Below are 14,271 nucleotides of genomic sequence, written 5' to 3' on the forward strand. Positions count from 1 at the left end.
GGTGCATAATGAATATTTGGCAACTCAGGATGCGCGAACGGCAAAGTGATCGCAAGGGGCCGTGCGCCGTTTTAAGTGTAGTTCGCGTACCCACCGTTAGTAGAAATATTGTGCAATCAGGACGACAAGGCATTGGCAGATGTTCACGCCTCGTTCTATGATCAGCTATGGCGAAAACGGTCACTCAAAATCAGTTGATAGGCGAGATTGGCGAAACTGCCGCGAAGCTGCGCTTTCTACGCATGGGCTTTCAGTTTGATGTTCGTTCCCGCTTAGAAACAGGGATCGACGGCATCGCTGAGGTTATGGCCGATGGAAAGCCTCTGGCACAAATGATTGCGGTCCAGGTTAAGACTACAAAGGAGGGGAGATATGCCGGAGAAACTGAGGAAGGCTTTCATTATCTCCTGAGAAGCGAGGATCTGGCCTATTGGCGCCCGAGCAATCTTCCGGTCATCATCGTTCTCTACCGCGAATCTGACGAGAGCTTCTTTTGGAAGGAGATCCCTCGAGGGGAAGAGGCGCAAGAACGTCGCCTTACTTTTAGCAAGAAAGATGACGTGCTCGACAATGATGCTGCAGACCGAGTTGCTGCCATCACCGTTCCGAAGGCGGGATTCGGATACTATGTGCCACCCCTTGGCGGAGGCGAGGAGGCTTTGGTCAACATCCTGCCTCTGAAGCTCCCCGGCGAAGTTTTCGTCGCAACGACTTCGTTCAACACTAGACAAGCCAACGCAATTCTCCTTCAGAACGACGAGCCCGCACGTTTCGATTGGGCTATTAAAGGCGGCTCCTTCTGGTCGTTCCATGACCCAAGGACGACGGTGTGTCGCAAGATCGTGGATATCGACCAGGTCGAAGCGATCGACACTGCCCATCTTGCTTTCCACGATGATGTAAACGAGCGCAACACGTTCGCTTATCTCCTTCGCCAAACTCTTGATCATCAAGTTCGGGGCGAGCTCTCATGGAGCACTGAGAGCCACTGCTTCTATTTTGCCGCTAGGACGGAATACACAACGCGCGTCTTCAAGTACGAATCCTCGAAGAAGCTGACCGAAGCAGACGTTGTGAATCCGATCGAGAGCAAGCGCGTAGCGGGCAGTATCGCTTTCGTACGCCATCACGCCTTCGTCCCTCGGTTCGAGAGCTTCTACGATGAATGGTATCTCGTCGTCGAGCCGACCTATGTCTTCACGACAAACGGTTTCACCTATCACCCACATCCCGACGCCCTTCTTGCCGGGAAGAAGCGACTGGATAAGAGCGCGTCATTGAGGGGCCAGGTTATCATGTGGCATCGATTCCTTTCGAGCCTCGAGCCCAAGAGTGATGATCTGTTTGCAGTGGCGGTTCCAGAGCCGAGAATATCCTTTGGAGCGCCGCCGACCCTCGAACTGCCAACGAAAGTCCCTGACGACGTCTGGGGTAATCAGAAGAAGGACGATCCGGGCGAAGAAAAGCCGGATCTATTGAAGCGCGCATGAAATTTCAGTCGACAATCTTCGATGAGCCGCACCTGGAATTTGGTGACAGGTTTCAAGATCCTGATCCCCGACGGGGCCTCTTTATGGCCGGACCGCTGCAAACCCCTGTCGGTGATGCGATCAAAATCGCTGTTGTCGGCAGCGCCAAGACTGTCGAGGACACTGGAAAGTTTCTTGATGCAGCGGCGCAAGGCATCGCTGGAAAGACAGAAAAGCATCCCAACATGCACCCCGATTTCCCGGGCCTCGGGAATCAGAATCCATTCAGGTGCAGGTTCGAGATCGCAACCGACGCCTGCGCTTCCATTCCACAGTTCCGGATCGATCGCATCCGAAAGGAGCCGAACAACGCTAAAGCTGTCGAGATGGCCGTGGATGAACTGATCCAGTTGCTCACAGCGATTGACGAGAGCAACAGTCGACCGGACATAGCGATCGTGGCGCTGCCAGTCTCACTGATTGAGAGAGTATGGAACGCGAAGGTCGACTCCGACGGTACTACAGAACCTGAAGACAGTGGCGGATCTGATGCGCCTAACTTCCGTGGGATGTTCAAAGCCAAGGCAATGAAGTTCCGATTTGCGACCCAGATCGTATGGGAGGACGTCCTCGACGAGCGAGCGTCGATCCCGCGCAAGGTGAAGGAAAGCAGCGAGCGAGAAGTCCAGGATGCCGCAGATCGCACGTGGAATTTCCTTACATCTGTCTATTATAAGGGTACGGGTCGCATCCCTTGGCGGAGGATGCCGCAGGAAGGCGAGTTTTCTGCGTGCTACATCGGAGTGAGCTTCTATCGCGAGGTAGGCGGACAACAGTTATTCACCAGTGCCGCCCAGATGTTCGATGAGCGCGGCCGCGGCTTCATCTTGAAGGGCCGCCGGGCGCAGACAGAAAGCCGTGGGCGGCATCCATACATGACACAGGACGATGCGCGTGACCTGATCACCGACGTCCTGACGGCTTACAAGAACCACCATCGGAACTTCCCAGCTCGTGTGATTGTGCTGAAGACATCGCGATTTCGCGATGAAGAAGCGGATGGCATTACCGACGCACTTGAGAGCGTCGGGACAGAAATGAAGGATCTTGTCTGGGTGCAGGAATCTTCATCAATCAAGATACTCCGTGACGGCAACTACCCTGTCATGCGGGGAACCTTCGTTGAACTTGATGGAAAGGGCTTGCTCTACACAAACGGGAGCATTCCATACTACGGAACATATCCGGGGGTGTATGATCCTCGGCCGCTGTTGCTGTGCCCGCATTCGTCGAGTGATAGCACCGTCTCGCAGATCGCCAAGGAAGTCCTCTCGCTCACCAAGATCAATTGGAATTCCACACAGATGAATCAGAAGCTTCCAATCCCGATCCGAGCGGCCCGTAAGGTCGGTGAGGTGTTGAAATACATGGGCGATGACTTGGCCAGCACGGATTATGCCCGGTACATGTAGCTCGGTACTCGTGCATCGTCTTCTACGGGAGTAGAGGAAAGAGAAGATCTCGAGGAAAACGTCGTGGGGACAATGGGATTAGCGGCTTGGGCGCGGCAATGGACGATGAAGCGCGCAATTGCTCTTGCTTTGGCAAAAAGAACATCCTCCTTGGTGACTACGTCAGGAGATGGCGCCAAGAGTAACGATATCTGCATGGCGTATCTTCTCGACAGGCAGGGAGAAGCGAAATTTCTCTTAGAGCAATTCGAAGGTTCGCAACTTCAAGGGAAGTGGTCGAACGACGGTAGATATTTCACCGACGACAAGACTATTCCGACTTTTGAATTGCAGGATTATCAACTCTACATTCAGTACTACTACCGAGGATCGACCTTTTATAGCGTTGGAATCCCGAAGTTCCTCCTCCTCCGCTGCTCACCGTGGCCGTGGCTGTCTGTGAAGTATGACCGTTTCCTGCAATCGCGATTTAACAAGAGAGCGCTTGTGCGGCAGGCTCGAATTGAAGTCCTGGATTACGTCCTGGCCGAAACCGTGAAAGATCGCAAGTTCCAGATTCGAACGACAAGTTTGCTGACACACCTGTATTCGAACCGTTGGGTGCATCGTCCGGACAAAGACGAGCTTATGAACTATTACACCTTCATAATCGAAGCGTTACAAGAATCTGGTGATCTAGCTGCAGGAGAACACGGGGGCTACAGGCCAACGCCTAAAGCGCTGAACACCGCGGCGGCCTATTTCGAAGACGAGCGACGACACAACGACAACAAGAAGATTCAGACGAGAATCGTTCTGCTGACCATCGCACTCACAGCGGTCGGTATCGTTCAGGCTGGTGCGGCTGCATATGAGCAATGGCTGAAGCCACCGGAGGTCTTCACCGGAACACTTGGCGGCCAACCAATTGATCTGATCCAAAAATAATCTTGGGTCCATCGCGGCGCCCAATCGCGTCGAAGAATTCAGGGGGCCATTTCAAAAGCCGAGCGTAATCGTGTGGAAAACCTGCCTCCCATCGGGATCAATGGATAACAAATTTGCGAGTGCATCATCAACAGTTGCAGGTGTTATATGCGTTTTGATTCCATAGGCGGTCGCGATGATAATCAAGTATTGAGCCATACGCCCAACATCGAAATACAGGTTTCTGAGGGCTCGCTCGTGCCGATACCTCCATTGGAATCGCGAAAAATCAGCTGTCAGTAATATTGTACAGCTTGCTGTATGCGCTTGCTCATGTCCGATCAGGCCAGATGCAACCTCTTTTCTGAAATTGCCCCTTTTTACCACCTGAAGCCGGTCTTCACTGATGTTGTAATAGTAAATTCCTGCCTCTATACCGTCGACATCAAACACAGCAATGTATGGGTCGAATGCGAACCCAACGCCGTGGAGAATATTGTGGATGTGGTCTTCAATATCGGGCACGTGATATGGACGCGATACCGAGAATCCGTGAAGCAGCAGCCCGTGAAAGCCCGCGGCGGTTAGTTGTCCATTCGAAGACATTACTAGCGTTGTGACACGCTTAGACAGAACTTCGCCACACGTCTCGCCTGAGGGCAGTGGTAGCGGCTTCGGCAGATGCACTGCTTCATCCAATGGAATAGATGCAGGGAGAGGTAAGTCGCTCTCGTTCAACATCTCCTGCAACGCATCGCATCTGAGACGTTCGTAATCCTCTCCTTTGTCTAGGAAGTCATCGCGGATCGACCAAAGATAATAACTGACCGCTAGGGTCCAGTTCCGTGATACCCAATGCTGAATTCCTTCGTACTCACTTTCGAAGTGAGCCGGGTTTTGGGAGATCAAACCAAGCTGCTCGAAGGAGGACGTCACCAGGGCGCTACGTTCGCCCGAGGCAGCGAGGGCGTCCAGAAGATCTCGCTTCCTCACTTTGTATCGTGTTTGGCTCAATGCGTCGCTGATCTGGATCTCTCCACTACCGCCGATCAGATTGCGTCGGACCGTGAGAAGAGGCTTCCAGTTACGCATTGGTTTCACTCAGGGTGCTGAGTTCAGAAACGCTCGGACTTGAACTCCCTCCGATAGCCGCTCCGTAGATCACGCCCTCGGTAAGCAAATCCAATCCAAGAAGTTCTCCGACAGCTCGATCGTTGAGGCCATGTTGAACGAGACAATTCATATGGAGTGCTTTCGCAGTGACATCCAAAGTGCCACTTAAATGTCCGACATCCATATAAATCGCGCGAAAGCTCCGTGGTTCTCGATACCTGTACATGCTCCTCTCAAACACGCTTGTCATGACGATGATCGCATGGACCTTGAATGACGCCCTCAATGGCCCGGAGAATAAGCGTTGGAGGTTCTCCGCCGAAGCATCGAAGCACCTGATCTTATCGAGTGTGCTGTCTGCGACGTTGAAGTGATAAATTCCATTTTCAAGGTTTCGGACGCCAAATGCGAACAGGTAAGCTTCCGTCGGATGTCTTGATCCACCCGATGGGCTCGTTTTGCCTATCGCATCTGCCATCAGGGATTTGTCATCCGCCAAGGAGCGAGTCCGGAGTTGCCCGTAAACGACTGACAAAAGCAGAAGGCATCTTTGCCGCGTACAAGGCTCCAAGTCGGGCTGACCAAGCCAAACTGTTGAGAATGGCTCATCGAGAGCAGATAGGGCTACCGATGTGGTTGGAGCGGGGTATCGGCGTATTGTTTTCGAAAATGCTTTAGTTCTTTCGAGGTCAGGCGCCGACCGCACGTAGGAAACCATTCGCTCGAAATCGAGTTTGCGCCCGTCGACGGAATAATCCACAAAGGGATAGTTTCGGGTTGCCAAATGATAGTCGGCAGAGTCAACCCATCCGAACGCTGCCCACTCAGAGAGTAGGGATTGCGTCCGCCTATGCGACTCGTCGCTACCTTCGACCAAAAGACCCAGGCCACACAGACGCTCAATGGCCTCGAAAACGAGGTCCCGGGGAAAACTGTATTCCGCGACGAAGTTGTCGGTGACCGATCCTTCTTCGTCGCCGTCTGCAAAAGCGATGAGCAGCATCGTTGCGAGCCGTCCGCAACGATACTCTACACATGTATCAAGGTTCGTTACTCGCCAAGTCGTCTCGGCCGTCGAACTCGGAAAAAGTCTTACAGCGGCATGGGTGATCAACATTGTGTTGACTTCGGGGATGCCTCCCCGTTCAGGAAGGTTTACCGGTATCTGTGCTCTTGGCGCTTTCTGACAGCTTCCAAGGTTCAGCTTTCATCTGCTTCAATGCGCCGACGGGCTGTCCAAGAACCTCGATGATCACATCATCACTCCTGCTGGCGTCACGGTAGACACGCACAAGTTCTTCTCGGCCTTTTTCTTCTGCCATTTGCTCTCTCCCAAAGAAAAATTTGCGAAACAAGTCAATTTCTTCCCATTAATGGTAGAACAGAACATCTCGCTAAATACACGTTATAAGTTAAGTCGGATTTTGTCCATAGTCCAATTTAACTAACGAGTAACTGACCAAGAACATGACGGGCTCAGAGCATTAAATCCATCATTTTCGAAGACAAGAACCCAGTCACAGTCACTTGCTGCTGCTGATGCCTCTTAAGCTTTATACGCCCTTCCATGACTTCTTGTGCGCGGTAGACGGAACGGACCTGAACACCGTATTCCTTGGCGATGGCAGTCGCTTTCTCGCCGCCGTCGTCGAAACCGCCCAAGGCTCTGCCAGCGACTTCAACCCGGCTCCGGCCGCCTCGATCTTCTCCCCCGATGTGTAGGAGATCGATCGTCGATCGGGCGAGGCGATCTAGCCTGGTCACGACCACGACCACGACCACGACGTCGCCGTGGCGAAGGTGGTCGAGCATCTTATTCAGCTCCGGACGGTCCTTCTTGGCGCCGCAGACGATCTCCTCGAAGATCCGCTTGCAGCCAGCAGCGATCATTGCTCTCGCGGCAGCGTGAGGTCCTGACCTTCAGAGGCCCAAACTTTCGAACCTGTCGTCTGCTGATTTCATAATGAACGATCGGTTTATTTTCGAATCTGAATCTTTCGTAAAATTTGAACGAAAACCCTTCAGTCCCAACGAATCCGATGTTTAACAAAAATCCAATTTTACCAAGCGTTTGCACTTTGTTTGTCTCAAATTAATCATGCATTTTAGGCGTTTTTTGAAGGCCGTTTGGCATAGTGAAGCCATCAAACGAGCGGGGCAAACCCGCCGGACCGCAAGGGCCGCAAGCTGCGATAGACGGCAAGGCCCGGAGGTAAAACAGGGTAAGTCATAAACAGGCTAACAGGGATAAAACCGATGGCACGCTTTGAAATGCACAATGCTGAAACGGCCACCATGGGTGGCGACAACAACAGCGCCGATGTCTTCTGCGAAATGGGTCTGATGTATGCGACCGGCCGCGGCTGCGCCATCGATCTCGTCGCTGCCCACAAGTGGCTGAACATTGCCGCAATCAAGGGCAACGACCGCGCCGCCGAGCTTCGCGCCGACGTGGCCGCCACCATGAACAAGATGCAGCTCGTGGAAGCGTTGCGCGCTGCCCGCGAATGGATGACGGTTCACTGAACCCGTCTCGTGCGGGCGGTTCGATAGAAATAACAACTTCGAAAGAGGGGCTGGCGGGGCGATTTGAAACGCCGATGCCGGGAGAAGAGAACCGCGGCCGGATATCCTCCACCGGCCGCGGTTCTTCGTTAAATACCAGCGGATGACGTCCTCCGAAAATCACTCACATGTTTCGCATCATGCTTGATCAGCCGATCGCCTTCAGCACCTGCGGCAGCGCGTCCTCGAACAGCGCCATGTCGGCCTCGGGTCCGACGCTGACGCGGATGCAGCGATTGAGCGGCGCCACACCGGGCATGCGGATGAAGACGCCGTGCTCCATCAGCCCGTCGACGATCGCCCGGGCATAAGCGCCGTCGCGGCCGGCGTTGATCGCCACGAAATTCGTCGCCGAGGGTAGCGGCTCGAGGCCATTGGCCCGGACGATGCGGCCGATCCGCTCCCGTGCCGCATAGATCTTGCCGACCACCTCGCTGAGATAGGCTTGGTCCTTGAGGGCGGCAAGCGCGGCGGCCGTCGCCAGCCGGTTCATGCCGAAATGATTGCGAATCTTGTCGAAGGCCTGCGCCGTGCCCGGCGTCGAGATCACGTAGCCGGTGCGTGAGCCGGCAAGTCCGTAGGCTTTGGAAAAGGTGCGGGTGCGCACGACGTTCGGCAGATCGATCAGCGCGGCGATCGACGGCAGCGAATTTGCCGGCCCCGTCTCGCTATAGGCCTCGTCGAGCACCATCAGCGTCGTCTCTGGCAGTGCCTTGGCGAAAGCGACGATGCTGTCGGCGTCCCACCAGCTGCCCATCGGATTGTCTGGATTGGCGAAATAGACGAGCGGCGCATTCTCGCGCCTGACGGCGTCGAGCAGTCCGTCGAGATCCTCGCGGTCGTTCACATAGGGCACTGTCACCAGCCGGCCGCCGAAGCCGGCGACATGGAAATTGAAAGTCGGATAGGCGCCGAGCGAGGTGACTACCGGCGCGCCGGCTTCGATCACCAGCCGGACGATCTGACCGAGCAATTCGTCGATGCCGCCGCCGATGGCGATATTGGCGGGGGAGGTGCCGAGATGGGCGCCGAGCGCTTCCCTCAGCGCGAAATTTTCCGGGTCGTTGTATTTCCAGATATTGCCGGCTTCCTCGCTTATCGCCGCAAGCACGGAAGGAGCCGGGCCGAAGCCGTTCTCGTTGGCGCCGATGCGCGCCAGAACGGCACGTCCGCGTTGGCGCTCGATGGCCTCGGGGCCGACGAAAGGAACTGTAGAGGGCAGGGCGCTGATAAGGGCTGTGAAGCGCGAAAAGGCGGACATGCGAAGGCAGTTTCCCGGACATGTTGACGGTGGCGCAACAATAGGCCGGGTCACGACCAAGGCAAGCAAGATTATTTCGACAGCTGACCGATGGGTGAGGCTTGCGGGCGGAACATCGGCGCCCGCCGTGCGTCGATCGCTTCCATGTTCCCGACAAGGAAATCGGTGCGCACCACGCGGCGCAGGACGTCGGGATCCATCAGGTTGATGAACCGCACGCCGATACGTTCCTTGTGACGATAGACCTCTGCACATCCGATCCGATAGGCGAGACCGAGGATGTTGAGATAATAATGTTTCGGCAGACCGGCGGTGGTCGATACAATGAAGGTCGCGCCGCCCTGCGAGATATCGATGATCTCGGCGCTTCGCATCGAAACGCCGGTGAGGCACGGCCGGACGGCGACAATACGGGCGGGGCGCTTGACGTGGAACTCTTCCCAGCGCAGGTCGTAAATGGCGGATTTGACCGTGGCAAGGTGTGTAGCGCGGAGCATAGTCATCTTACATTCTCCGTCAGGCAGGGCACAGTTGGGGTTCTTGGCCTGGTGCAAGCTGATCTTGCTCCAGCCAAGCTCACATGAATGTTTTGCACATTCGTCAAATATCAAATGACAATTTTAACGAGTCTAAAATTTGTGCCCAAGCGGGACGGTCGATGTTTCCGATCGGGACGCTCGGCTGATATCCGACTGTTCGGTTCAGCCGAAAATCCTTGCGGCGATATATCCACCGGCGGCGGTCAACGCTGTCAGAAGCGTGCCCCAAGCCATGTCGACCAGGCTCATGGCGAGTGGCCAGTTCCGAAGCGTCGCAAGGTTCGTAATGTCATAGGTGCCATAGGCCGCCAGTCCCAGAATGGCACCGTGAACAAGAGCGGTTGCGATCGAACCTGCCGACAATGCCGGCTGCACCGCCAGCACGACCACCGCAGCAGCGAAGAAAAGGTAGAACAGTGCGGCTACCGCAAGGTTCGGCGAGGACAGCATCAGCGCTCCGAGCTGGTCGCGATAGAAGCTGCGGGCGACAAGACCAAGCCATATGCCATCCCAGACGAGGAGGGAAAGGAGGCTGCCGGCATAAGCGAACAGAGCTGTCTTCATTGTCGATCTCCTGAGCCTGACCTTTTACGAGAGCGAGGCCGGAGCGGATCGCCGCTTCATCGATTGCGGCACAATTTCTCGAACTCTTTCAATGGCTGGACGTTCTGTCTTGATCGATGAAGCATGGCGCGCTTCGATGACGACAGCGAGGAGTTGAAGATGACCGACGTCAAAATTCCCGGGAAATCATGGGTCGTAGTCTGCAATGGAGCCAAGGCCCTGATCATGCAGAATGCCGGCGATGCCCAACTGATGAACCTCAAAGTGCTGGAAACCCTGACGCAACCGAACGAGCCCGATCGCGAAATCGGCGCCGACAAGCCTGGCCGCAGCCATGCCGCCGATGGGTTCAGCCGCAGCGCTGTCGAAGAGACGAGCTGGCAGGAGCAGGCCGAAGCTCAATTTCTGAAACATGTGGCGGAACGAATGGACGAGCTGACCCAGGCAAAGGATGCGCACCGGATCGTCCTCATCGCGCCGCCGAAGGCGCTCGGCACCTTGCGGCCGGCTCTCAGCGTCGAGACGCAGGCAGCGATTTCGGCGGAATTGGCGAAAGACTATACCAATCTGCCGATTGACGAGATCGAGCGACATCTCGCCGCGTGAAAAAAAGGCATCAAGAGCGTGGGCTGGCTGGCCTGTGTTTCCTGCTTACCTCACCCCGACGGCCTCTGCCCGGCAAACAGATCTTCATGATCGGCAAACAGCGCCGCCAGTCGGTCGATGACGGTCCTCACTTCCGGCCGTTGCCGCTCGTCGTCATGCGCGACGATCCACATCTCGTAGGGCAGATCGTCGATCACAGGCCCGGCGCGCACGAGCCTGCGCTCCTGGTCGCCGATGAAGCAGGGCAGCACGCCGCGGCCGGCCCCGCCACGGATCAGGTAAAACAGCATATGCGGTGTGTTCGTCCAGCCGGTGATCCAATAATCCGGCTGTTCGAACGTCCATTTGTCTGCCGGGGTGGTGGCAATGTCGGTGCCAAGCGAAATCCAGTTGCAGTTGCTCTGTGCAAAATCGGCCGCCTGGTACGCGGCGTGAGCCACTTTGACCGAACGGCGAATCGCGACGTTGCCGCTGTCCGGCCGGCTGTGGCGAATAGCGATATGCGCCTCGCGATAGGTGAAGTCGACGCTCGCATCAGAGCTCTTGTAGCACATGCGGAAACTGTCGCTCAGCGTCCAGACGCCGGCCAGATGGTCGGCGATGAAGCGCAGGGTCCAGCTGTCAGCGGCGGTCGAGACGATCGGCAGCATCAGCACCTCGCCGCGCCAGTCGGAGATCGCCTGCGCCGCATCCTGCATCAGCCGGACGCGATCGAGTAACTCCTGACCATCCCTGGCCAGCAAATAACCGGTGGGGCCGCGGCTGAACAGCGAACGGCCGGTTACCCGTTCCAACGCCAGCATGCGCCGGCCGATCGTTGGCGCGCTGAGGCCGGTACGCGCTGCCGCCGCCGAAAGCCCGCCTCCGGTCGCGACGTGGAAGAAGAGTTGCAGATCGTCCCAGCTCGCATCTTTCATCGATGAAAACCCCCTTTCTCCAGCGCCTCTACATAGGGAGCGCGTGAAGGCCTAGCTCAGGTGCTCCAGCAATAGATGGAGGATAGGCAATGCTTCTCAACTGGGTCGTTCTCTTCGAGGAAGTCGAAACCCGCAATCGCCGCATGCGCCGCGATCCCATGGCCGATCCGCTCGATGGCCCGGAATGGCGCGGACTTCTCTGGATCATTCCGATCATCGCGTATCTCTCCGCAAGAAGAGGCGGGACGCGGCCGCGTCGCGAGAGGACGCGGAGTGACAGAAGCCTCAGGTTTCGAAGCTCAGTCGCAGCACGTGGTGCAGGAATTCAGGATTGAGCAGCATGTTGAAGCTGATCGTCACCAGCTCATCTTCGCGCTTGACCATGGTGGCGCCGATCTCGTCGTGGATGCCGAGGATTTCGAGAAAGAAATGGCTCGGCATCTGCAGGCTTGGGCTGACTTCAAGCACCGCGCCGGCCAGCGTGATCGTGCGGATCAGGCAGCGCACCTGCGTTCCGGTGCTGAGATGATGGCCGACGAAGATGATGTTGCCAGGCCTGTCGAGGTTGAATTCCCTGTAAGCACGTTCCGGCTTGGGGTGTTCTGTGTCGAGGTGCATCTGAAAGGCCCTTTAGCCTCCGCTTGTCATATGAGAAAATTAGCACGAGATTACTGATAGCTGCTGAAGAACATCGTTAAGATTGAAGTCTTCTCGGGAGAGTGCCGGAAAATCGCATCGATTTTGGGCAGTTTTGCCCCAAATTTGTTCATTCCCGCGGGATATTGGCCATTCTTGACATGTCGGCGGCCTTCGCGCATAGAAAGGCCGGTTCGAGGCACCGGCCGCTCGCGGATGAAAATCCATGGTGAAGCCCTCGTGATCATGGTCACGGCCCCTTGTGCATGCTGACTGACGGCAATGCGAGCTCCCATCCACAGTCGAAGAGCATGCCTTGCGAAGGCTCACTCCATGACGACCTATCCCGGCATTGACGAATTGAAGGCCCAGGCCAAACGCCTGCGCCAGGCGATGAACGATCGCGGCACTGCGCTGACCCACAGTGCGGCGCTCGAGATGATTGCCCGCCAGCACGGCGCGCGCGACTGGAATACGCTTGCGGCGCTGGCCGCAAAACCCAATGTGGCTGCGAAAACACCGCTTTTCGTCGGCGCGCATGTTCGCGGCCGTTATCTCAACCAGCCGTTCACCGGCGAAATCCTCTCACTCTCGGCCCTGCCGGGCGGCGAGCTTTACAGGATCACCATCCATTTCGACGAAGCGGTGGATGTCGTCACCTTCGAGAGCTTTTCAGCCTTTCGCCGGCGTGTGAGCGCGCAGATCGATGCCGACGGCGTCTCTCCGAGGAAGACCTCGAATGGCGTGCCGCATCTGGTGCTCGATCTCTAAATTGCCTCCAATTCCCTTTGTGGCCGGCTGAATCCGAATGATTTCAACCCGGATCGGACTCGCCAATATCACACGGATTTCTTCATGACCGATCTTTCCCGAGGCAATGCCTTTCTCACCGGCTGGCTGCCGGGCGTCTTTGTCAGAACGGCGGCGCCGATCGTCGCGATCACCACGCTCAACGGCCTCTTCACCGTCGTCGACGCTTATTTCCTCGGCGCCTATGTCGGACCCGAGGCGCTCTCCGCAGTCAGTCTCATCTTCCCAGGGCTGATGCTGCTGATCGCTCTGCAATCGCTCGTGTCGAACGGCATGGCGAGCATCCTCGCCCGCCGGCTCGGCGCCGGCGATCGCCAAGGCGCGGGCAGAGTATTTGCCGGCGCCCACACGCTGGCGCTGGCGGTCACTCTGATTCTCAACATCGTCTATTGGAGTCTCGGCCGGCAGATCGTCGCCGCCGGTGCCGGCGCCGCCGCCGTGGCCGACGGCGCCCTGCTGTTCATGGGCACGATGATCGCCTGCGCCCCGGTGAGCTTCTTCCTGTCGTTGCATCTCGATGGGCTGCGCTGCGAAGGCAAAATCGGGTTCATGACGCTGGGCACGCTGTCGGCCTCGCTGCTCAACATCTTCGCCAACTGGCTGTTCATGGCGGTGATGCATTGGGGCGTGTTCGGTTCGGCGGCGGGCTCCATCGCTTCGCAATTCGCCTGTCTCGCCGCCGTATTGGCTTATCGCTGGCGCCGGCCGGCGGCACTCAGGCCTTATCGGGGATTGGCGCTTGGCGAATGGCCCGGGATCGTCGTCTTCGGCGCACCGATGAGCCTCGGCTTCATCGGAACATCGCTGGCATCCGCTGCCATTCTCGTCAACATTTCGCTCTGGGGCACGGATGATCACGTCGCGACGGTCGCCGCCTATGGCATCATCACCCGGATCATGACCTTCACCTATCTGCCGCTGCTTGGCCTCAGCATCGCGTTGCAGACGATTGCCGGCAACAATCACGGTGCCGGCCTCGGGCTCCGCGTCGGCCGCAGTCTACAGATCGCCATGGGCACGGCGTTCGTCTATTGCAGCCTGGTGGAGATCGCGGTCGAAGTTTTGGCTGGCCGCCTCGGCGCTGCCTTCGTCGCCGATCCCACCATTGTCGCCGAGGTCAGGCGAATTCTGCCCTGGACGATCGGCGCCTATTTTCTCTTCGGGCAGATGCTGATCCTGTCGTCCTATTTCCAGTCGATCGGCGACGCGCCGCGCGCGGCGATCTTCGGCCTGTCGCGGCCCTATCTGCTCACCCTGCCGCTGACCTTCCTGCTGCCTTTCGTCTTCGGGGAGCAGGGAATATGGATGGTGCCGATCTTTGCCGAGGCAGGCATGGTCGTTCTTGCCGTGCTGGTGCTGTCGCAAAACGCAAAACGTCGCGGCTGGCGCTATGGGCTTCTGCCTGTCTGAGAT

General features: G+C 56.9%; 17 protein-coding genes. 8 read left to right on the forward strand and 9 right to left on the reverse strand.

The window, feature by feature from the left end; translation table 11 throughout:
• Positions 1 to 167 precede the first annotated feature (167 nt).
• From EFD56_RS24215 to EFD56_RS24225, 3 genes are all read left to right on the forward strand, one after another.
• On the forward strand, positions 168 to 1,490 hold the full coding sequence (locus tag EFD56_RS24215) for a DUF4365 domain-containing protein (protein ID WP_126906501.1): 1,323 nt from the start codon (positions 168 to 170) through the stop codon (positions 1,488 to 1,490).
• Positions 1,487 to 2,941 carry an argonaute/piwi family protein gene (locus EFD56_RS24220; RefSeq protein ID WP_126906502.1) on the forward strand — a complete coding sequence of 485 codons (1,455 nt, stop codon included), beginning with the start codon at positions 1,487 to 1,489 and terminating at the stop codon, positions 2,939 to 2,941. The genes EFD56_RS24215 and EFD56_RS24220 overlap by 4 nt, the downstream gene beginning before the upstream one ends.
• 63 nt (positions 2,942 to 3,004) lie before the next feature.
• On the forward strand, positions 3,005 to 3,868 hold the full coding sequence (locus EFD56_RS24225; protein ID WP_126906503.1) for a hypothetical protein: 864 nt from the start codon (positions 3,005 to 3,007) through the stop codon (positions 3,866 to 3,868).
• Positions 3,869 to 3,919: 51 nt separating this feature from the next.
• Here the strand turns inward: EFD56_RS24225 and EFD56_RS24230 are convergent, their stop codons facing one another.
• From EFD56_RS24230 to EFD56_RS24240, 4 genes are all read right to left on the reverse strand, one after another.
• Positions 3,920 to 4,939, reverse strand: coding sequence for a SagB/ThcOx family dehydrogenase (locus tag EFD56_RS24230; RefSeq protein WP_126906504.1), 1,020 nt, complete (start codon positions 4,937 to 4,939; stop codon positions 3,920 to 3,922).
• Complete coding sequence (locus tag EFD56_RS24235; RefSeq protein WP_164736863.1) at positions 4,932 to 5,963, reverse strand: SagB/ThcOx family dehydrogenase; 1,032 nt, start codon at positions 5,961 to 5,963, stop codon at positions 4,932 to 4,934. The genes EFD56_RS24230 and EFD56_RS24235 overlap by 8 nt, the downstream gene beginning before the upstream one ends.
• A 142-nt stretch (positions 5,964 to 6,105) precedes the next feature.
• Positions 6,106 to 6,282 carry a hypothetical protein gene (locus EFD56_RS32760; RefSeq protein WP_164736864.1) on the reverse strand — a complete coding sequence of 59 codons (177 nt, stop codon included), beginning with the start codon at positions 6,280 to 6,282 and terminating at the stop codon, positions 6,106 to 6,108.
• A gap of 154 nt (positions 6,283 to 6,436) precedes the next feature.
• Positions 6,437 to 6,850: a recombinase family protein gene (locus tag EFD56_RS24240; RefSeq protein ID WP_245440635.1), complete on the reverse strand. Its 414-nt coding sequence runs from the start codon at positions 6,848 to 6,850 to the stop codon at positions 6,437 to 6,439.
• 366 nt (positions 6,851 to 7,216) lie between these two features.
• Here EFD56_RS24240 and EFD56_RS24250 point away from each other — a divergent pair, with 366 nt between their 5' ends.
• Positions 7,217 to 7,486 (forward strand): sel1 repeat family protein, encoded by a 270-nt coding sequence (locus EFD56_RS24250; protein ID WP_004672535.1) that lies wholly within the window; start codon positions 7,217 to 7,219, stop codon positions 7,484 to 7,486.
• Positions 7,487 to 7,673: 187 nt separating this feature from the next.
• On the opposite strand, the gene EFD56_RS24255 is transcribed toward EFD56_RS24250, so the two are convergent.
• The 3 genes from EFD56_RS24255 to EFD56_RS24265 form a co-directional block, all read right to left on the reverse strand.
• Entirely contained in the window at positions 7,674 to 8,786 is a 1,113-nt protein-coding gene (locus EFD56_RS24255; RefSeq protein ID WP_126906507.1) for a pyridoxal phosphate-dependent aminotransferase, read from the reverse strand.
• 71 nt (positions 8,787 to 8,857) lie between these two features.
• Positions 8,858 to 9,289: a pilus protein PilZ gene (locus tag EFD56_RS24260; RefSeq protein WP_004672539.1), complete on the reverse strand. Its 432-nt coding sequence runs from the start codon at positions 9,287 to 9,289 to the stop codon at positions 8,858 to 8,860.
• A gap of 198 nt (positions 9,290 to 9,487) precedes the next feature.
• Positions 9,488 to 9,889, reverse strand: coding sequence for a DUF2177 family protein (locus EFD56_RS24265; protein ID WP_126906508.1), 402 nt, complete (start codon positions 9,887 to 9,889; stop codon positions 9,488 to 9,490).
• 159 nt (positions 9,890 to 10,048) lie between these two features.
• Between EFD56_RS24265 and EFD56_RS24270 the strand changes: the two genes are divergently transcribed.
• Entirely contained in the window at positions 10,049 to 10,495 is a 447-nt protein-coding gene (locus tag EFD56_RS24270; RefSeq protein ID WP_004672543.1) for a baeRF12 domain-containing protein, read from the forward strand.
• 50 nt (positions 10,496 to 10,545) lie between these two features.
• On the opposite strand, the gene EFD56_RS24275 is transcribed toward EFD56_RS24270, so the two are convergent.
• Positions 10,546 to 11,412: a LysR family transcriptional regulator gene (locus EFD56_RS24275; protein WP_126906509.1), complete on the reverse strand. Its 867-nt coding sequence runs from the start codon at positions 11,410 to 11,412 to the stop codon at positions 10,546 to 10,548.
• A gap of 89 nt (positions 11,413 to 11,501) precedes the next feature.
• On the opposite strand from EFD56_RS24275, the gene EFD56_RS33235 reads away from it, so the two are divergent.
• Complete coding sequence (locus EFD56_RS33235; RefSeq protein WP_080711925.1) at positions 11,502 to 11,747, forward strand: hypothetical protein; 246 nt, start codon at positions 11,502 to 11,504, stop codon at positions 11,745 to 11,747.
• Here the strand turns inward: EFD56_RS33235 and EFD56_RS24285 are convergent.
• Entirely contained in the window at positions 11,698 to 12,030 is a 333-nt protein-coding gene (locus EFD56_RS24285; protein WP_009999226.1) for a hypothetical protein, read from the reverse strand. The genes EFD56_RS33235 and EFD56_RS24285 overlap by 50 nt on opposite strands.
• A 351-nt stretch (positions 12,031 to 12,381) precedes the next feature.
• Between EFD56_RS24285 and EFD56_RS24290 the strand changes: the two genes are divergently transcribed.
• Positions 12,382 to 12,819, forward strand: coding sequence for a glyoxalase superfamily protein (locus EFD56_RS24290; protein WP_183817425.1), 438 nt, complete (start codon positions 12,382 to 12,384; stop codon positions 12,817 to 12,819).
• 84 nt (positions 12,820 to 12,903) lie between these two features.
• Positions 12,904 to 14,268, forward strand: coding sequence for an MATE family efflux transporter (locus EFD56_RS24295; RefSeq protein WP_126906511.1), 1,365 nt, complete (start codon positions 12,904 to 12,906; stop codon positions 14,266 to 14,268).
• Positions 14,269 to 14,271: the final 3 nt, after the last annotated feature.

The sequence above is a fragment of the Rhizobium phaseoli genome, assembly GCF_003985125.1.
Lineage (GTDB): Bacteria > Pseudomonadota > Alphaproteobacteria > Rhizobiales > Rhizobiaceae > Rhizobium > Rhizobium phaseoli.